At 66.8% G+C, this 19,131-nt stretch carries 16 protein-coding genes; 11 read left to right on the top strand and 5 right to left on the bottom strand.

Translation table 11 applies throughout. From position 1 onward, the window contains the following. Positions 1-247: 247 nt before the first annotated feature. The 3 genes from BUA42_RS20410 to BUA42_RS20420 all read left to right on the top strand — a co-directional run bounded on the left by BUA42_RS20410 (position 248) and on the right by BUA42_RS20420 (position 5,328). Positions 248-1,636, top strand: coding sequence for an AAA family ATPase (locus tag BUA42_RS20410; RefSeq protein ID WP_072780199.1), 1,389 nt, complete (start codon positions 248-250; stop codon positions 1,634-1,636). 143 nt (positions 1,637-1,779) lie between these two features. Next, the gene (locus tag BUA42_RS20415; protein ID WP_072780200.1) at positions 1,780-2,805 is read left to right on the top strand and encodes a ParB/RepB/Spo0J family partition protein; all 1,026 of its coding nucleotides are present in this window, start codon (positions 1,780-1,782) and stop codon (positions 2,803-2,805) included. A 189-nt stretch (positions 2,806-2,994) separates the two neighbouring features. After that, the gene (locus BUA42_RS20420) at positions 2,995-5,328 is read left to right on the top strand and encodes a glycosyltransferase (RefSeq protein WP_072780201.1); all 2,334 of its coding nucleotides are present in this window, start codon (positions 2,995-2,997) and stop codon (positions 5,326-5,328) included. Between the two features lie 89 nt (positions 5,329-5,417). On the opposite strand, the gene BUA42_RS20425 is transcribed toward BUA42_RS20420, so the two are convergent. Continuing rightward, on the bottom strand, positions 5,418-6,221 hold the full coding sequence (locus tag BUA42_RS20425; protein WP_084066324.1) for an ABC transporter permease: 804 nt from the start codon (positions 6,219-6,221) through the stop codon (positions 5,418-5,420). 47 nt (positions 6,222-6,268) lie between these two features. Here BUA42_RS20425 and BUA42_RS20430 point away from each other — a divergent pair, with 47 nt between their 5' ends. Both BUA42_RS20430 and BUA42_RS20435 read left to right on the top strand, forming a co-directional pair. After that, the gene (locus tag BUA42_RS20430) at positions 6,269-7,486 is read left to right on the top strand and encodes a KpsE/RkpR family capsule polysaccharide export protein (protein ID WP_245819084.1); all 1,218 of its coding nucleotides are present in this window, start codon (positions 6,269-6,271) and stop codon (positions 7,484-7,486) included. Beyond that, positions 7,483-8,187 (top strand): ABC transporter ATP-binding protein, encoded by a 705-nt coding sequence (locus tag BUA42_RS20435; protein WP_072780202.1) that lies wholly within the window; start codon positions 7,483-7,485, stop codon positions 8,185-8,187. The genes BUA42_RS20430 and BUA42_RS20435 overlap by 4 nt, the downstream gene beginning before the upstream one ends. Here the strand turns inward: BUA42_RS20435 and BUA42_RS20440 are convergent. Continuing rightward, on the bottom strand, positions 8,132-8,989 hold the full coding sequence (locus BUA42_RS20440; protein ID WP_178346942.1) for a glycosyltransferase: 858 nt from the start codon (positions 8,987-8,989) through the stop codon (positions 8,132-8,134). The genes BUA42_RS20435 and BUA42_RS20440 overlap by 56 nt on opposite strands. Positions 8,990-9,241: 252 nt before the next feature. Between BUA42_RS20440 and BUA42_RS20445 the strand changes: the two genes are divergently transcribed. Beyond that, positions 9,242-9,973 (top strand): glycosyltransferase family 25 protein, encoded by a 732-nt coding sequence (locus BUA42_RS20445; RefSeq protein WP_072780204.1) that lies wholly within the window; start codon positions 9,242-9,244, stop codon positions 9,971-9,973. Positions 9,974-10,202: 229 nt separating this feature from the next. On the opposite strand, the gene BUA42_RS20450 is transcribed toward BUA42_RS20445, so the two are convergent. Continuing rightward, positions 10,203-12,494 (bottom strand): glycosyltransferase family 4 protein, encoded by a 2,292-nt coding sequence (locus tag BUA42_RS20450; RefSeq protein ID WP_072780205.1) that lies wholly within the window; start codon positions 12,492-12,494, stop codon positions 10,203-10,205. After that, the gene (locus BUA42_RS20455) at positions 12,494-13,342 is read right to left on the bottom strand and encodes a hypothetical protein (RefSeq protein WP_143152768.1); all 849 of its coding nucleotides are present in this window, start codon (positions 13,340-13,342) and stop codon (positions 12,494-12,496) included. Before BUA42_RS20455 ends, BUA42_RS20450 begins: the two co-directional genes overlap by 1 nt. 271 nt (positions 13,343-13,613) lie before the next feature. On the opposite strand from BUA42_RS20455, the gene BUA42_RS20460 reads away from it, so the two are divergent. Both BUA42_RS20460 and BUA42_RS21280 read left to right on the top strand, forming a co-directional pair. Then, entirely contained in the window at positions 13,614-14,012 is a 399-nt protein-coding gene (locus tag BUA42_RS20460; protein WP_084066325.1) for a GFA family protein, read from the top strand. Between the two features lie 142 nt (positions 14,013-14,154). After that, positions 14,155-14,298, top strand: coding sequence for a hypothetical protein (locus BUA42_RS21280; RefSeq protein WP_178346943.1), 144 nt, complete (start codon positions 14,155-14,157; stop codon positions 14,296-14,298). A 3-nt stretch (positions 14,299-14,301) separates the two neighbouring features. On the opposite strand, the gene BUA42_RS20465 is transcribed toward BUA42_RS21280, so the two are convergent. Continuing rightward, complete coding sequence (locus BUA42_RS20465) at positions 14,302-15,357, bottom strand: hypothetical protein (RefSeq protein ID WP_072780207.1); 1,056 nt, start codon at positions 15,355-15,357, stop codon at positions 14,302-14,304. A gap of 53 nt (positions 15,358-15,410) precedes the next feature. On the opposite strand from BUA42_RS20465, the gene BUA42_RS20470 reads away from it, so the two are divergent. The 3 genes from BUA42_RS20470 (at position 15,411) to BUA42_RS20480 (ending at position 18,973) form a co-directional block, all read left to right on the top strand. Beyond that, positions 15,411-17,342 (top strand): fasciclin domain-containing protein, encoded by a 1,932-nt coding sequence (locus BUA42_RS20470; RefSeq protein WP_072780208.1) that lies wholly within the window; start codon positions 15,411-15,413, stop codon positions 17,340-17,342. Between the two features lie 106 nt (positions 17,343-17,448). Then, on the top strand, positions 17,449-18,423 hold the full coding sequence (locus tag BUA42_RS20475) for an arginase family protein (protein ID WP_072780209.1): 975 nt from the start codon (positions 17,449-17,451) through the stop codon (positions 18,421-18,423). 94 nt (positions 18,424-18,517) lie between these two features. After that, positions 18,518-18,973, top strand: coding sequence for a hypothetical protein (locus BUA42_RS20480; RefSeq protein ID WP_072780210.1), 456 nt, complete (start codon positions 18,518-18,520; stop codon positions 18,971-18,973). The last annotated feature ends 158 nt before the right edge of the window (positions 18,974-19,131 follow it).

The following is a 19,131-nucleotide window of genomic DNA, read 5'->3' on the forward strand; positions in this document are numbered from 1 at the left end:
TTTTTTCCTTTTATTGGAACGGGATAGCGAGATCGAACTTGGACCGTAACGGATAACTAACGATACTTAACAAGCACCGATATCCAGTCGCACATCGCTCCAAAGGCCCCCACTTCGATACCAACCCTTTGGATTTGCAAAGAAAAGCCACTCGTGTTGCGGTTTTTCTTCCATGTGCGCGGTTTTCTGGTAGTCTGGCGAAAAGAGCGCACACGCAGAGGTGCGGATCAGGCGACAAGAGCAGCAGATGACACCGGATCAGGCCCTTCCTCCGTATTTTAACATCCATCCCGACGACGCGTTAGGCGCTTTGGGCGCCCCCACCACCACACAGGATTTCGCCCGCATCGCCAAGGCCTGCGAAGCCGGGCGTCAGGATCTCGCCAGCCGTGGCCTGGAAGACAACGGCCAGCGCACCCTGCGCCTTTTCTCCACCTGGGAAATCACCCGCTACCTGATCCCCGTCGCCACCGGCCATTTCCGCCGCGTGCTCAAACAGAACCCCGACCTGCCGCAAGGCCGCAGCGAAACCTCCGGAGGCGCCAAGTGGTTCACTTTTGACGAGGTGCTGCGCCTGCGCGCCCATTTCGCCGCCGAAGGATCGAAGACCAAGGAATACCTCCCCTACCGCCCCGCCGGTCAGCCCGCCAAACTGGTGGCGGTTGCGAACTTCAAAGGTGGCGTCGGCAAGACCTCGACCGCCGCGCATCTCGCCATGTCCGCCGCCCTCGACGGCTACAAGGTGCTGGTGATCGACCTGGATTCCCAGGGCTCCATGAGCTCGATCTTCGGCGGCAAGGTCCAGGACGAATGGCAAACCGTCTTCCCGCTGCTCGCCCGCCACTACGCGCGCCACCTGCAGGGGGACAACCAGCGCCGCCTCGATCGGGGCGAGGCCCCCACCCCGCTCGACGACACTCTGTCGGATGCGCTCAAGACCGACGCGCACAGCCTCATCCAGAAAACCCACTGGCCCAATATCGATCTCATCGGCGCGCAGCTGAACCTCTACTGGGCCGAGTTCCAGATCCCCGTCTGGCGCATGGCCGCGCGGGGCTGGAAGCTCTGGGATGCGCTCACAGACAGCCTCGATCAGGACGGCATCCTCGATCAGTACGACGTGGTCTTTCTCGACACCCCCCCGGCGCTTGGCTATCTCACCATCAACGGGCTTGCGGCCGCCGATATCCTGCTGGTCCCCTTGGGCGCCTCCTTCCTCGAATTCGACTCGACGGGCCGCTTCTTCGACATGCTGCATTCCACCTTCGGCTCCATCGAAGAGGCGGAAAACATGGCCGCCCGCGCGCTTGGCCGCGAAGGTCTGTCCTTCCAATGGGACGCGGTGCGTGCGGTGGTCACCCGGTTCGACCCCAGCCAGCAGGCCGAACTTGCGGCTCTGATGCAGGCCTATCTCGGCCCCACGCTCTCGCCCCACCGGCAGGGCTTCACCGCGTTGATCGGTCAGGCCGGCGAACAGGTGCAGGGCATCTACGAGGCCGATTACCGCGATTTCAACCGCGAGACCTATGTGCGCGGCCGCGAAACCTTCGATGCCACCTACGCCGCCTTCAAACAGCTGCTCATCGGCAGCTGGCACCGCGACGTGCAGGCCACCAATGCCCATGCCGCGGAGTGAGCCCATGTTCGCAGCGAAACGCCCCTGCTTCATCTTGCCCGTAAACTCCGGGGTTTGGGGCAGCGCCCCAATCCACCGCGCGCCACATGCACCGAACCTTTACCAAACGCGCAAAGCCTCCCACCCGGAAAAAGGAGGTCGCCATGGCCAAGCGTAAACGCCTGACACCCGCCAACCCGGCCTATCTCGACACGCCCGCGCCCGAGACGAAGTCGATGTTCCAGACCCCCCGCGCCGCGCCCATCGCCGATGTGGCGCGCGACGCCTCCAGCACCGCGGCGCTGAACGAGATGGCCGACACGCTGGCCCGCGCCCGCGAGGATGGCCGCATGGTGGTGGAGCTGCCGCTCGACCAGATCGACATGGACCATCTCGTGCGCGACCGTCTCGTCGTGGAAGAGGCCGAGATGCGCACGCTCAAGACGTCGCTCAGGTCGCGCGGCCAGCAGACCCCGATCGAGGTCGTGGCGCTTGGGGGGGACCGCTATGGCCTGATCTCGGGCTGGCGGCGCTGTCATGCGCTGGCGCAGATCGCCGAGGAAGACCGTGATGACGCACCCACCGTGCTCGCGCTTCTGCGCAAGCCGGAAGAGGCCGCCGAGGCCTATCTCGCCATGGTCGAGGAAAACGAGATCCGCGTCGATCTCAGCTATTTCGAACGCGCCCGCATCGTGGCGAAGGCGGTCGAAGAGGGTGTTTTCGCAATGGAGCGCACCGCGCTGCAGGATCTCTTCCGCTCGGCGTCGCGCGCCAAACGGTCGAAGATCGGCAGCTTTCTTCCGGTCGTGCGCGCGCTCGACGGGCATCTGCGCTTCCCGCATGTGCTGAGCGAACGGCTGGGGCTGAGCCTGGCGCAGGCGCTGAACGACGATCCGGAGTTTGCCCAAAGCCTGCACGCCGCGCTGGCGCAGGCCGATGCCGACAGCGCAGAGGCCGAGACCGCGGTGCTGACCAAGGCGCTGGCCCGTCAGGATCAGTCTCTAAAAGGCACATCAGAGACGAAATCAAAGGCATCCGGACCCGCGTTTCGCGACGAAACCATCGGCGCGTTCACCTTGCGCCGTCACGCGGATGGCACCCTGTCGATCCTCGGAGCTTCCTGGCCCAAACGCATGGAATCGGACCTCAAGATGCTGCTCAAGGCCGCATCGGATCGTGTCGAAAAATAGGTCCGCTTCGGCCCTAATGTTTCGCGCGCGAAACAATGGGTCCGGTCCGGACCTAATTCGGGGGCCCGGAGGCGTTGTCGCCTCCGCGGGTTTCCGTCCACGGAAACCACTCTCCCCCGGTTAAGCCCGCGTTAACCGTCTTTAAGCCATCCTTTCCGCCGTTCTGACGTCCGGAAAAGGGGTGTGCCCATGTTCCTTCGCCTGCGGCCCCTCTATCGCCGCTATGTCCTGCACCATTTGCGGGTGCCCTTGGGCGCGGTCCGCTTTGTCGGCCATCCCGAGATGACGCTCTGGCTGCGGCAGGGGCGGGTCTGTATCGATGCGGGCGATGTGGTGCTCGAACACGGTGGCGCGCGGTCGGAAACCGGGTCCCTGCCCTTTGCGCCCGGGGCCGAGACGCGCGTTTCGCTGCGAAAACAACCGCTCGAGGCCGAGATCCTGCCCGCCCTGCCCCTGCCCCGCCTGATCCGGGCGCATGCCGCGCTCTGGCCCCGGCTGTGCCTGCGCGCGCTGAAGGTGCTGCCGCTTTTGCCACGGTCCCGCGATCCGCATATCCGCGCCCGGGCGGTGCGGCGGCTGGGCCTTGCCTCCGATCCGCCTGCCCCACCCCTGCACCTGCCGCCGGAGCGGGCGTCGCTCCGGTCGCTGGCCACGCCCATCGCCCTGATCCTGCCGGTGCACAATGCGACCCATCACGTCACCCGCTGTCTTGCCCGGATCGATCGTACGACCGATCTGCTCTGGCAGCTTGTGATCGTCGAGGACGGCTCTACCGATCCCAGCCTGCGCCCGATGCTGGAGCGCTGGGTCGCCGCGCGGCAGAGTGCGACGCTGATCCGCCATGACCGCCCGAAAGGCTTCGCCGGATCGGTCAACGCCGCGCTCGATCAGCTTGGCGGGTTCGATGGGCCGGTGGTGCTCCTCAACTCCGATATCACGCTGCCAGACGGCTGGGCCTCGCGCCTTGTCGCGCCGATTCTGGCCGACGGGCTGGTGGCCAGCGTCACACCGCTCTCCAACGAGGGCGAACTGATGTCGGTGCCGCATATGAGCACCGGTGTTGCGCTGCGAAACGGGGAGGTCGACGCGGTGGATGCGGCGCTGGCCCCTTACGCGCGGCACAGCTGCCTGCCCGCCCTGCCCACCGGCACCGGCTTCTGCATGGCGCTGTCTCCGCATTGGCTGGCCGAGGTGCCGCGCTTCGACGAAAGCTTCGGGCGCGGCTACGGCGAAGAGGTGGACTGGTGCCAGCGCACCCGCGCCTTGGGCGGTCAACATGTGTGCCAGACCGGGCTGTTCGTCGGCCATGTCGGCGCCGCGAGTTTCGGCCGCCGCGCGCGTCAGGACCTGCGGGTCCGTGCGGGCCGCATCCTGTCGCAGCGCTGGCCGAGATTCGACACTGATGTGGCCCAAACCCTGTCCTGTGACCCGCTGGCCGGTGACCGTCTGCGCGCCGGACTGATCTGGGCCAAGATCCGGTGCAAGGGTGCGCTCCTGCCCGTCTACCTCGCCCACAGCCTTGGCGGCGGGACGGAGCGCTGGCTGGCGCAGCGGCTGGCGTCGCATGACCTGGCCGTGGTGCTGCGGGTCGGCGGCCCGCTGCGCTGGCAGCTTGAACTGCACAGCCCTGCCGGGGTGACACGGGGCGCGACTGACCGGTTCGCCGATATCCTGCAGCTGATCCGTCTGGGTGGTCCGCGGGATGTCGCGTATGTCTGCGGGGTCGGTGATCCGGCGCCCGAAGGGTTGCCGTTCCGTCTGCTTGATCTGTGCGCCGGAGGGCAGGGGCTCGAGATCCTGTTCCACGATTACTTCCCCGTGAATCGCGATTACACGTTTCGCAGCGAAGCGGAGGCGGACTGGCAGGCGCTCTGGCGTCCGGCGCTCGACCGGGCGGAGCATCTGACGGTGTTCTCCGAGGCGTCGCGCCATATCGTGGCCGCGTGTCATCCCGACCTTGCCCACAAGATCCGCCTGCGCCCGCACGGGCCGCTTGGTCCGGTGCCGCCGCTGACCCCGGCCCCGGCGGGACGTCCGGTGATCGGTGTGCCGGGCAATCTCAACGCGCAGAAGGGTGCGCAGGTGGTGACCGATCTGGCGCGGGTCTTTGCCCGCACCGGGGAGGCGCGGATTGTCGTGCTGGGAGAGGTGGCGCCCGATTGCGCCTTGCCCCGTTCGGTGACGGTGCTGGGTGGCTACCGGCTCGATGACCTGCCGCATCTGGTGGCGCGGCACGGGATCGGTGGCTGGCTGATCCCGTCGCTCTGGCCCGAGACCTTTTCCTATGTCACGCAGGAATCGCTGGCGACCGGGTTGCCCTGTCTCGGCTTCGATCTGGGCGGGCAGGGCGACGCGCTGCGGGCGGCGGAGAACGGGCAGGTCGTTGCGCTGCGAAAAGATGGCAGTGCCGATCTCGACCGGCTTCTGGCGGCGCTGCGCGGATTGCCGGATTGGCCGGCGATACGGGAAGATACAGGCTCTGTTTCGCCGCGACCCCTGTTCTGGAGGCGGGCGGGCGCGTGACGGTTCGGGGGACCAAATTAGGTCCGGATCGGTCCTATTGTTTCGCACGCGAAACATTGGGTCCGTTTCGGACCTATTTCTCGGGCGGGTCACAGATCGCTCAGAATGTCCCTGTGCCAACGCAGGAGCCCGATCCCCGCCAGCAGCGCCGCACCCAGCCCCAGCGCCAGAACGTAAGGCACGCTCACGTAACCGGCGTCATAGCCCGGATACAGCCCGCGCCGCACGAGGCCGACGATGTGGATCAGCGGGTTCCACCCCAACAGATCCCGCCAGGGCAGGGGGACGGCCTCGAACACGAAGAACACGCCCGAGATCAGGAACATCGGGCGCATGGCGATGGCCCAGATCCGCTGCCAGAGCGGCAGAAGGCCGATCAGAAGGCAGTTGAGCATCCCCGTCCCGAGGCTCAGCACCATGAGACACCCCGCGGCCTGCGCCAGCGTGGCGATATCCGGTGTCGCGCGTGTTTCGCTGAGAAACAGGATGCCGCCCAGAAGCAGTGCCGCGACGGCGATCTGCGTGCCCGCCGCCAAGAGGAACCGCGCCAAAATCGCGTCCATCACGCCAACGGCGGGGTAGGCGAACAAAGGTCGCGAGAAGGTCAGCGCCTGCGCCAGCTTGTTCGTGATATCGGAAAACGCGAGGAAGGGCAGAAGCCCGGTGGCGTAGAAGAGCGGGAAACTGGTGCCGAGCGACGGGGCCTGAAAGCCGATGGCAAAGATCGCCGACAAAAGCGCAATGCCGAACAGCGGCTCTGCCACGGCCCAGAGATATCCCCCCGGGACCCGGCCATGGCTTGTCGCCATTTCGCGCAGCATCAACGCACACACCGCGCGCCACAGGGTGGGTCGCGCGGTGTGGCGGCTCAAGCGTGCGGGTGGGTCGGTCATGGGAGTGTCCGATCAAGGGAAACACGCTATGCGGGAAAATCTACTTAATGACTCTCGTAAAATCAATCCCATCTGACCCGACCGCCCCGTTCCACGGCACGTCTGACCCGGTCCTGCCGGTCACCCGCCTGCCCGCGCCATCCGCCCGCTGGCGCATGCGTCACGTGGCGTTGCTGCTCTCGGGTCTTGTCTGCGTGCTGCTGCCCGTGCTTCTGAGCGCCTGGTATCTCTGGGCCCGCGCGGCGGACCAGTACGCGTCGGAAGCGGGCTTTGCCGTGCGCCGCGAAGAGACCGGCGCGGCGGTGGAGATGCTGGGCGGTCTGGCGGGCCTGTCGGGGGCCAGTTCGCGCGACACCGATATCCTGTACGAGTATCTCGGCTCGCGCCGGCTGGTGGCGGAACTGGAGGCCGGTCTTGGCCTGTCGGCGCTTTGGTCGATACCGGGCACAAAGGCGTTTCGTGGCGAAACAGACCCTGTTTTTGCCTTCGATGCCGACGGATCTCTGGAGGCGTTGCATGCCTATTGGCCGCGCCGGGTGCAGGTGTCCTATGACAGTCTTGCCGGGTTGATCGAGCTGCGCGTGACCGCCTTTGCGCCGGACGACGCGCAGCGGATCGCGGACGGGATCGTCGCGCGGGCCACCGCGCTCATCAACGAGATGAGCGATGTGGCGCAGGCCGATGCGGTGCGCGATGCGGCGGCGGAGCTTGAGGCGGCGGAGACCCGGCTGCGCCTCGCGCGGGCCGAGGTGACGCTGTTCCGCAACCGCCATCAGCTGGTCGATCCGGCGATGGACCTGCAGGCGCAGGCGGGGCTTCTGGGCACGTTGCAGGCGCAACTGGCCGAGGCGCTGATTGCGCTTGATCTGTTGCGCGAGGCGACCCGCGCCGATGACCCGCGGCTGGAACAGGGCGCGCGCCGGGTGGCGGTGATCGAGGCGCGGATCGCGGCGGAACGGGCCAAGCTGGGGCTGGAAGGGGACGGCGCGGCCTTTGCCGATGTGGTGGGCGCCTACGAGGCGCTGGTGGCCGATCGCGATTTCGCCGAACGCGCCTATGCGGCGGCGCGCGGGGCCTATGATCTGGCCCAGGCCGAAGCGCGGCGGCAGAGCCGTTACCTTGCCGCATGGCAGGCGCCCACCCTGCCCGAGACGGCGGAATACCCGCAGCGCGCGCGCCTGTTGGCACTGGTGGCAGGGTTCGCAGCGCTGCTTTGGGCGCTGGCGGCGCTGTCGGTCTACGCGGCGCTGGACCGGCGCGGATGATCGTCTTGCAGGACGTCTGGAAACGCTTTCCCGGCGGGGCGCCGGTGGCGCAGGGTGTCTCGGCGGTGTTCCCAAGGGGGCGGGCCACCGCGCTTCTGGGGGCCAACGGGGCGGGCAAGTCGTCGCTTCTGGCGATGATCGCGGGCACGCTGCGCCCGGATGCGGGCCGGGTGGTGCGACAGGGCACGGTGTCCTGGCCCGTGGGGTTCGCGGGCGCGTTCCATCCCGATCTGACCGGCGCGCAGAACACGCGCTTCGTGGCGCGGGTCTATGGCGTGGACAGCGGCGCGCTTCTGTCCTTCGTGCGCGACGTGTCGGGGCTCGACCGGGCGATGGGTCAGCCGGTCCGGCGCTATTCCTCGGGCATGCGGGCGCGGCTGGGCTTTGCGCTGTCGATGGGCATTCCCTTCGACATGTATCTGGTGGACGAGGTCACGGCGGTGGGCGACGCCGCGTTTCGCCGCGAAACATCGGCGCTTCTGCGCGCGCGGCTGGGGCAGGCGGGCGCGGTGGTGGTGAGCCACGCGCCCGCACAGCTGCGCGAGATCTGTACGGCGGGGGCAGTGCTCCGGGAGGGACGGCTCGAGATGTTCGACGATCTCGACGTGGCGCTTGCGGTGTATCAGGCGGGTGTCAGCCCGGCATCTACCCCGCCAGCCACAGGGCGAGCCGGTCGCGGGGCCATTGGCGGTAGGCGCTGAGGGCGCGCAAGCGGGAGCCCGGAGGAAGCGGCAGGAGAGGCTGCAGGATGGTCTGCGTCTTTGGGGTGAGATGGCCGATATGTGGCTCTAACGCTGCCAGATTCGCATTTACCCAGTCGCGATAGGTGCCGTCCATCAACCTGAGCACACGCCACAGCGCGGCGCGGGATCCGACGCGTGGACCAAGCTGGTTGCTGGCATGGGCGCGGTAGAGAATGCCGGGATAGGTGTCGTGCAGGATCCGCATCTCTGCCCCGGTCAGGATCAGGTAGAGCCACCAGTCCCAGAAGGGCACCTTGACCGGTCCAATCTGCCGGGCAAAGCGGGTGGCGGCGGCATCGAGGATCAACCCGCTGCCCGGCGTCAGACATTCCACCAGCGCGTTGCGGAAGCCCGGGGTGCGGTGCAGCCGGTGCGGGATCAGGCGCGGGGTGCGCCCGGCGCGCAGCACCATCCGCCGCGCGACATAAGCCTGGCCGGGGCCGGGTTCACGCACCAGCGCAGTCAGTCCGCGGGTCAGATGGGTGGGCAGCCAGAGATCGTCCTGATCGGCAAAGGCGACCGGGCCGGGGGGCAGATCGGGATGGCAGAGCAGGCTCAGGTAATTGGCGGTCAGGCCGCGCTGCGGACCGGGCAGAAGCAGCACCGGATTGGGCTGGGTTTCGGCGAAGGCCCGGATCTGGCACCGGGTGGCGTCCGAGGAGCCGTCATCGCTGACCCAGAGGGACCAGTCGGCATGATCCTGCGCGCTCAGGCTTGCCAGTTGCTGGGGCAGATAGGCGGCCCCGTTCCGGGTGCCCATGAGCACGGTGATATGGGGCAGGGTGGCCATGGGGAGAGGATGGGTGTTTCTCCTCGAATTACAACCTTGGGTAGAGTGCTTTGCCGCGCCCCGCGACAAAAATTCGCTCTGCCGCCCGAGGGTCTGCGCCGTGCGGGCGTCAGCAAGGTTTTACCGGCGGTGCTTGAGGCAGTGGGTCTTCCGCTTTAGGGTCGCGTGCGGACCCCGCCGCGGGGCCGGTGATGCCACTCTGACCACAAAGGCCTGCGCCTGATGGAGTTTCCTCCGATCTACATCCTCAGCCTCAAGGGCGCGCAGCGGTTCGCCCCGCTGGTGGAGGCGCTGGAGGCGCGTGGGCTGGACTACGAGATCTTCTGGGGCATCGACGGGCGCGAGCGTCTGCCCAAGGCGTATGAGCCGCGGGTGGACCGCGCCGGTGCGGAGGCGCGGATGGGGCGGCCGATGTCGGATGGCGAGTTCGCCTGCGCCCTGTCGCATCGCGGCATCTACGAGCGCATCGCCGCCGGGGATGCGCCGTCCGCCATCGTTCTGGAGGACGATGCCGACCCGTCGCTGCCGTTCTTCGATCTGGGGCCGGCGCTGGTCAATCCGCCCTGCGGGCTTTTGCTGTTCGACCACAAGAACACCTATGTGCGGGTGCGCGACCGGCTGATCCTGCCCGGTGGCGTGCAGGCCTTCCGCGTGGCGTTGCCGCCGTTTCTGGCGACCGGCTACATGGTGTCGCGCGAGGTTGCGGCGCATCTGGCGTTTCGCAACGGCCCCGTCGTGCAGCCCTCGGACTGGCCCGATGCGATCCTGCAATTCGACAGCTACGCCTGTGACCCGCGTGTGATCACGCAACGCGGGCGCGCGGTGGGCACTTCGAGCCTCGAGGCGGGTCGGCGCAAGCACAGGCACCGGCGGCGGAAGAGCCTGCGGCGGTTGCTTTACAAGGCCTATTGGCGGCGCTGGATGACCAAGCGGCTGGCGCGGAAGTTGGCGTAGGGGTGCTGGTGGGTTGGAAACCCACCCTACGGGTGCTTGCGTGAGTTCGGGGGGTTCTTGCCCGGCCCGATGCGCGCCGAAGGCGCCGGGCATCGCCAGACCGGCCCAGCGGGCTGGCGATTTGGCTGCCCTGCGCGCGACTTTCGATCTGCTTGCGGGTTTGGCTGGCATAAAGTGCTTTGTTCTGAGGGGGATCGCCATCCCCCGGTCTGGCGGTGCCCGGCTTGCGCTATTCCGCCGCCTCCAGCTGAGCGGGGGCGCTTTCCAGGCGGAGAGAGCGGAGCAGTATTCCCAGGGGGCGCGGATCCGGCGATACGCCAAGCGCGTGCGGGCTGTAACAGGCGGGCAAGGTCAGATCGATCCGCACCGGGCCGGTGAAGCGGGGCAGGGGGAGGACCCAGTCAAAGCTTGGATCCCCGCCCTGGGGGCGGGTGTCGCTCCAGCGGGCGCTGCGGCCGGTGGTCTCTTCGGTGGTCTCTACCGTGACGGTCTGTGCAGCCTGTGCCAGCGCCGCTTCGAGCAGGGAGGCGGCCCCCGACAGCCGGGTCACGGGATGATCCGCCGCGATCACCGTGCGCAGGGTGGCCTTGGGATCCGCCGTCCAGATCCCCGCAGGATCCGGCGGGTGGAAGCCTGAAAGCTGTAGGGCCTGTGCTTGCGGTTTCGCGGCGATCTGCACCAGATCCGCCTCTGGAGCGAGCGGCGGCAGGAGCGTCAGGCGCGGCCCGTCCGGGTCCTGCAGCAGCCGGTGGATGGCGGCCATGTCGGGATGGTTCATCACCGGATCCCCCCGCCCGTCGAGATAGGTGAGCAGCGTCGCGCCGGTGCCGTTGCGCGCGGCCAGCCGGGTCAGCTGTGCCTGCGCGTCGGGGTTCGTGCGTTGGCCAAGCGCCTGCAGCGCCATCGGCAGGGCGGTGTCGGATGGCAGGCACAGCAGCGCCGTCCAGAGCGCCGGGTCGGTGACCGGCAGCGCCAGATCCGAGATGTGGTGCCCGGTATCGCCCGGCGTGGCGCAGGCGCGGGCCAGAAGCTGACGCAAAAGCCCCAGCCGGCGGGTGGCGGGGAGCGGTCCGCCCTGTTGTAGCGCACGCGCGAAGGTTGCGGGGTCGGACACGGGCGTATTGAGCAGGTTCAGAGCCACATATTGGCCGATATCCCCGTCGGGATAGGCCCAGAGATCGGGTGGCAGCAGGCCGCGCCCTGCAAGGATGCCCGACATCAGGCCGCGCACCTGGATATAGGTGCTGTGCCAGTCGCCATCCTGCGTATCGGGCGACAGCGTGCGTGTCCGGATCGCGTCGGCCCGGCGGGCCAGACGGGCCTGCCCGGCATAGAGGAAGCTGGCCAGCTTGTCGGCGTAGACGGTCGCGCTGCGCTTGGTCATGTAGCGGGCAGCGGCGCGCCCGCGTTTTGTGATCACACTTGGATCCCGCGCGATCTCCTGCAGCGTTGCGGCCAGATCGCCTGCCGTGGCCCCGGTGGGCAGGTGCCAGCCGCAGGTGGCGGGCATCTCGGCGAAACAGCCGGAATTCTGCACGATCACGGGACGCCCGCTCGCCAGTTGCTCGGCCAGCGACAGCGACGCCCCTTCGGTGTTGGGGCGGCGCAGGTTGAGGAAGAGATCGGCCTCCTGCATGACGGCGCGGAAACCGGCCGCATCCGGGTCGGGTACGAGGCGCACATTTTTGTCCAGCCCCTGCGCAGCGACGCGGGTCTCCAGCCCCTGCATGTAGGCGGCATCGCCCGAATGGCCCGCGATGGTGACGCTGTAGCGGTCGGCCAGATCCGGCGCGCTGGCGAGCGCATCGATCAGCAGTTCCAGCCCCTTGGTCGGGCCGATATGGCCGGTTGCCGCCAGCCGCAGCCGGGTTCCCGGGCCGGGGCTGCGGTCCGGCGGGTCCACCGGCACGTCGGGGCGCGGCATGAAAAGCGTTGTGGCCGATCCGGGGTAGCCGTCTCCCATCGCGGCGGCGGCAAAGTCGGAATGTGTGATCACACCTGTGGCCAGCCGCGCCAGCACGTCCGAAAGCGGCACCTGTGCCGCCCAGCTGCTTTCCCACGGCACGTAGGATACGGCCCTTGAGGCGCGCAGGACCCCGCTGGCCGAGAGGTAATCGAAGCCCGACGCGCCGGAGACCGCGTGGATCAGTGCGCCGAACCCCGGCGCGGGCGCGCGCCCGTCATGGTGCAGCCCCGCCAGCATGTGCTGGTAGACATGGTCGTGCAGGACCACCGGCCCGGGATGCGCCATCAGCGCCCGCAGGATCAGCCCGTGGTGACGGTCGTTGTTGCCCAGATGGTAGAGCATCAGGTCGAAGAGCGCGGGCAGGTCCGAGGCCACCAGCGCGTCCGACAGGGGCAGGGTGGGGCAGGGCATCTCGAGCCGCTCCTCCGCCGGGCAGGGCGGGTGCAGCACCACCACCTCGAGCCCCTTGCGGCGGGTCAGCGCGCGCAGCACCGATTGCGCATAGGTGCCGACCCCGGTGCGCGCCGAGATCGGACAGACCCAGGCCAGCCGCATCAGGCGGCGTCCTGCGCGGGCAGGCCCGGTGCGGGCACCGCGTCGAGCACCGCGTCGAACCGGGCGTAATCGGCGGCGCGGGCCGCGGCGTTGGCGGCGGCAAAGCGGGCGATCTCGGGATTCTGGCGTTCGCCCGCGCTGCGGATGGCCTGCAGGCGGTCCAGCATCGCAGCGGCGCGCGCCTCCAGCTCTGACAGGTTGGGGGCGAGATCGCCGTAGGACCGCCCGGTACAGAGTGTGCGCAGGGTCTTGCCCGCGCCAAGGCCCGCCGCCGGAAGGATCAGCGTGTAGGCCCCCGACAGCAGGCTGTCGACCGGTGACAGCCCGGCCACCGCCCGCCCCGGGCCATAGCCCAGGTGCAGGTGCAGATCGGCGACCAGCCCCGGGCTTGTGGCGGTGGGGTCGTTGTCCTGCGTGACGACGCGCAGCGGCAGGTCGCGGGTGTGCAGGCTGCGGCGCAGCACCTCGGCCTGACCTGCCGGGGCGCCGTGATCGAAGATCAGCAGCCGGGGCGGTGTGTCCGGCGCCACCGTTGGCACCGGCACCTCGACCGGGAAGCGATCCGCAAGGGCAAGCGGGATCCAGGGCGCAAACCCCACCGACGCCGCCACATCCGCGCGATCGGTCAGGATCGCCCGTGTGTAGCCTTGCAGAACCAGAGGCAGCGTGCCCGCGGCGGACCACGCGTCCGGGCCACCAAACGTCTCTAACTCTGCCGAAAGCGACTGCGTCAGCAGCAGCGTCACCGGGCCGTGCTGCAGCGCCCCGGGCAGGCCCAGGCCAAGCGAGGCGGTCGGTGGCGCATGCGGCCGGGGCGGCAGCGCGGCCAGGGTGAGCGTGTCCTGCACCGCGCGCGTCCCGGTCTGGCGTGGCACCGGCGGAAGCACGGTGTCGCCCCGCCGCTGCAGATGGGTGCGCAGGCTGTCCCCAAGGAGACGGCCCCGGAGAGAGAGCGCGTGGTGTCCGGGGTCAGGAACATGGATCTGCATCGGGTGGGACTTTCGGGTCAGCGGCCATCCGGATCATTTGCCTTCATCAAGGTTAACGAAGGGTTACGGCGCTTTGCGATTTCCGTGCGGTGATCTATCGAGGTGATGAAGCTGCAGGGGAGACGGGGAGATGTCGGAGACGGTCGGAACGGTGCTGCGCGGCCACTGCCTGTGCGGGGCTTGCGCGTTCACGCTGACAGGGCCGCATAACTGGGTGGGCCATTGCCATTGCGAAAGCTGCCGCCGGGCAACGGCCTCGGCCATGACGACATGGATCGGGCAGGAGAACGGGCGCTGGCAGATGACCGGCGCGACGCTGCGGAGCCATCAAAGCAGCCCGGGCGTGGAGCGCGGTTTCTGCGGCACCTGCGGCTCGCCGCTCTATTTCCGGACCGATCGCTATCCGAACGAGACGCATTTCTATGCGGCCCTTCTGGAGACCCCGGACGCGGTGGTCCCCGAAGCGCAGTATCACGCGGACGAACGGGTGGCTTGGGTGCATCTGGCGGGCGCGCTGCCCTGTCGGTGAAAGGCGGCGGATGCGTCACCGCATCCGGGCGTTTCCGGTTCCGGAAACGGTTGGGAGGCCAGCCTCCCAAACCCTCCGAGGTATTTTTGAAACAGAGAAGACCCGGGGGCGGAGCCTCCCCCCAAATCGGGGAGTTTCAGAGGTGCGGGCGTTTTTCACACAGATCGACCGCGATCAGAGACTGCATTGCCCCCTGGCGCGGGCGGTCGTCATTCTGGGGCGTGACGACGCCGCGCTGTGGTTCACACCCGTGGAGTTCGACCTGCATCTGGCGGACGAGCTTTGAGGGTCAGTGGGGCCAGACGGGCAGGCGTCTTGCGTAGGGGAGGAAGGCTTTGCCGGTCTCTTCGGCGACCCGGGCGATGAGGGACACCTCGGTTTGCAGGGTGTCGTGGTTGGGGCAGGGGTGGCCGTTGACCCGGTCCGGCACCGGGCCGAGGTCGAGGCCGCGGGCCTGCAGGGCGGCGCGGTCTTTGGCGAAGAGGTTCGAGACCAGCGCGGCGGTCTCCGGGCCGGTCTCGAACCGGCCGCGAAAACTCTCGGTCAGCTCTGCATAGGCGCCGAATTCATCGGGGATCGGGTGGGCATGGGCCTCTTCGTAGGTCATCACGTGATTGAGCAGCCGCTTGAAGAACAGAAGGTTCCCCGAGATCGTCAGGTTGCTGTCGGCAGCGGGCATGGCAATACCGTCCACGCCGCCCATCTGCGCGAGGAAGTCCTGCCGGATATCGCCGCCCGGGAAGGCGTCGCGGCGGAACGGGCGCAGCGTGATGGCATCCGCGCCATAGACAGCCTCCCAGCGTTTGAGGAAGGTGTCGAAGGCCTGCGGAAAGAGGCGGATGTAGTCGTCGAAACTCGCGGTCAGGTTCCGTTCCTGCACCGCCTGCGCGTACCAGCTGGCAAGGTAGCTCAGGTGTTCGCGCAGGTAGAGAACGATGCGGGTCTGCCCCGGCGGAAAAAGCTGCGCGGCGGCCCGGGGCGGCACGTTGCGGAAGAAGAGCTCGGACGAGATCACGTAGGCCTTGGACGGGTCGGCGGTGGTTTTCGTGAACGCCCCGCGCCAGCCTTCGGGCAGCCCCCGCGTCGGATGCCCCGCCAGCGCATAGGCCAGCGCGTGATGGGCACAGTGCTGCAGGTGGAAATCCGGGTAGACCCAGCCCGCGCGGTCGAGGGCGGGCGCATTGTCTACCAACATGCGCTGGATCGACGAGGTGCCGGTCTTGTTGGCGCCGATGTGCAGAAGAAAGCGCGGTTTCATGCGCATCAGCATATCGATCGGCGACAGCCCGCGCACTTCGCTGGATCTGGCGATGACATGCGCCTCACGTTTTCGCCAGACGCGCATCCGCTGTTGCATCGCGACCGTAGCCCTTGTGACAGCAACAGGGAGACGACCTCATGAACATTGTCGATATTGCCGCCGGATCGGATGATTTCAACATTCTGGTGGGCGCGCTGAACGCCGCGGACTTGACCAGCACGGTGCGTGACGCCACCGACATCACCGTCTTTGCCCCCACCGATGCCGCCTTCACCCGGCTGGCCGTGGATCTGGGGTTTGACGGGGACACGGCGGACGAGACCGCGGTTCTGGGCTTCATCGCACAAACGCTCGAGACGATTGACCCCAATGACGATCTGGTGCCGCTTCTGAACGAAGTGTTGCTGTATCACGTGTCGGCTGGGGTACAGACAGAGGCACAGATCAACGCCAGCAGCAGCATTTCCACGTTGTTTGACGGGGCCACCATCACGCCGTCGGCTGGTGCGCTGGTGGACGGGGAACCCGATTTCATCGACCCGGTGGTTGTGGCCCCCGATATTGCGGCGGATAATGGCATCATTCAGGGCATCGACCGGGTGCTGGTGCCGATCAATGTCCTGGACAACGATGTCGATACCATCACCGAGATCGTTGCAGGCAGCGGTGATTTCGATACCAATCCGGGGGATTTTGACCTTTTGCTGAACGCGCTGACGGCGGCGGGTCTGACTGCGGCGCTGGACAATCCCGACAGCAATCTCACCGCTTTCGCGCCCAACGACGCGGCATTCCTCGCCGCTGCGCAGGAGCTTGGCTTTCAGGGCACCGATGAGGCTGCGGCCTTTGACTACATCGTGCAGGCGGTGACCCTTCTGAGCCGGGGTGGAGATCCGGTACCGCTTTTGACCGACATTCTGCTCTATCACGTGGCGCCGGGGGCGCTCGACGCGGAGGCGGTGCTGGGATCGACCACGATCGAGACGCTGCTCGGGGCTGATTTGACGGTTGACGGCACCAGCCTTGTCGATGCGGAACCCGACCTGCCCAACGCCAATATCATCGCCACCGACATCACCGCCGCAAACGGCTTTGTGCATGTGATCGACGGGGTATTGATCCCGGCGGATCTGTTGCCCTCGAACGGGTCGGATGACAATGTGGCGTTTCTGATCGGGGATGACACCAGTGAGGTCTTCACGCTGGGAGATAACGATGATTTCGTCGATGCCGGAGCGGGAGATGACACCATCACCGGCGATGATGGCAGCGACGTGATTCTCGGCGGGGCAGGGACCGATACAGCTGTGATCGAGGGGGATTTCAACGATTTCAACTTCGTCTTTTCACGCGACGGGGTCGATGCGACCGACAAGACCGATGTGTCGAGTGGCACCGATTTCCTCAATGGCGTGGAATTCGTGGCGTTGGATGATGGCACGCTCAACCTCAGTGTCATTGACGGCGCGGCACAGCTTGATGCCGACCAGCTGCAGTTGCTGGCTGAGCTTTACGTCGCCTATTTCGACCGTGCCCCGGATGCCGGTGGATTGCTCTTCTGGGGCACGTCCTTGAACAATGGCGTGACCCTGCAAGAGATCGCGAAGCTGTTCTTTGACCAGCCCGAGACGCAGGAAAAGATGCCACCCAACCTGACGGCGGCCGAATTTGTCGACCTGGCCTACCAGAACTTCCTCGAACGCGAGCCGGACGAAGCAGGCAAGACATTCTGGGTGAGCAATCTGGAGGCGGGCAATGTCTCACGCCCCGAATTCATGCTGGCGCTGATCGAAGGCGCGCGGGCGGATACCGGGTCTCCGGACGATGTCCGCACGATCGAGGACAAGGGCGACATCGGCGTGTCCTTTGCGCTTATCAACGGCCTGAACGATGTCGAGGATGCCGAGGATGTGATGGACGCCTATACGCTTGATGATCGCGATGCGGGTCTGGCGCAGGCGCAGGCGCTGATCGCCGACGCGGCGGCGGATGCAAATGGGACAGATGGCGATACCTCTTTCACTTTCCAGCTTGTTGGCGTGATCGACGACCCGTTTGCGGTGGCGTGAGACGGTTGGGGTGCGTGTTTTGGCACGCCCCCTACAGGCTCCGAGTGTTCGGGGCCGGGTTTCGCCGCTAGGGTGGCTGTGATCCATCCACAAAAAGGCCCACGCCATGTCAGACCCCTACCAGACCTCGATGATGGAGAACCTCTACTGGTGGGGGATCCCGACGCTGTTTCGCTGTCCCAACGAAGGCCCCGAGGGGGCGGATATCGCCCTTGTCGGTGTGCCGCATTCGACGGGCAACGGTACCACCGAGCGCGATCAGCATCTGGGGCCGCGGGCCTTGCGCAATGTCTCGAGCGTTCAGCGGCGGGTGCATGGAGGCTTCGGGATCGACCCGTGGTCGGCGGCCAGAATTGTCGATGTGGGCGATGTGCCTCTGCCACGGGCCAATGACAACGAGGCCTGCATCGCGGACATCACCGCGTTTTACGAACGGATCGACGCGGCGGGGGCGCGGCCGGTGTCGGTTGGGGGCGACCATTCGATCACAGGGGGCATCGTGCAGGCGCTGGGGCGCGGCAAGATCGCGGGTGGGGAGCCGATCAGTTTCCTGCATCTCGACGCGCATACGGATGTGTTCACCAAGGTGGACCATTTCCTTGGCGCGAAGAAGTCCGCGGCGCATTGGGGGGCGTATCTGGCGGATCAGGGTCAGGTGGACCCGACCACCTCGATGCAGATCGGGCTCAGGGGCCATCCCCGCACGCTCGACTGGCTGCAGCCGTCTTATGACTATGGCTACAATGTCGTCACCATGAAGGAGTTTCGCCAGCGGGGTCTCGCGGATGTGGTGGCGCAGGCGCGCGAGGTGCTGGCGGGGCGGCCCGTCTATATCACCTTCGATCTCGACTGCCTCGACCCGACCGTCGCGCCGGGGGTGTCGAACCTCGAACCCGGGGAGAAGGGCTTCGATATCGACGAGGCGGTGGGCCTCCTGCACGCCGCGCGGGGGCTGAACATCGTCGGCGGTGACGTGGTCTGCATGATGCCCACCAAGGACAGCCGCAACCAGATCACCGCGCTCACGGCGGCGGCGGTGATGTTCGAGATGATTGCGATGATCGCGGAGGACAAAAGGTAAGGAATTGCTGTAATGGCAAACGGGGAGAGACGGTCTACACTCGGCCGGCTTTCATCCCACAGTGAGAGTAGCAGAAGAGTAGAGAGTGCGCCGCATGTCCCAGGATTCCGCCGCAGAAGAGATCGCGGATGAGTTGCTGTTCAAGACGGGCAAGGCGCTCATCAACGGGGATTTCGACGGCTTTGGTGCCTGTTTCGGCGTGCCGCATGTGATCGAGACGTCCGAGGGCCGCCGGGTGATCAAGGACATGGAGGCCCTGCGTGCCGTCTTCGATGAGGTCCGACGCTACCACCGGGACGCGGGCGTGATCGACGTGGTGCGCACCATCGTCGAGGCGCGGTTTCTGGATGCCGACACGATCGGCTCGACCCATGTCGCCCGGCCCATCCAGCGCAATGTCGAGACCCCGCGCAAACCCTACCCGGTCTACTCGATCATCCGCCGGCACGGGCATCTCGACTGGAAAGTTGTCTCGAGCATCTACGCCATCCTCGACAGCGACGAACACAACGCCATCCTCACAGCCCCGCCGTCGAAGGGGACGGAGTAGTCAGGGTTTTGACAGGGGTAAGGCATTGGTTTTCTGCAGTTGGGCGACGTGACAAAAACGACCGATACCGGTGAAAAACTCCGCCTGATCAGATGAGGCCATGTATCTTAGCGAACGGGTCCCAGTCTTTGTCCTCGTGCCAATCATACTCGCTCCAC

It is taken from the genome of Marivita hallyeonensis (genome assembly GCF_900129875.1).
In the GTDB taxonomy this organism is placed as follows: Bacteria; Pseudomonadota; Alphaproteobacteria; order Rhodobacterales; family Rhodobacteraceae; genus Marivita; species Marivita hallyeonensis.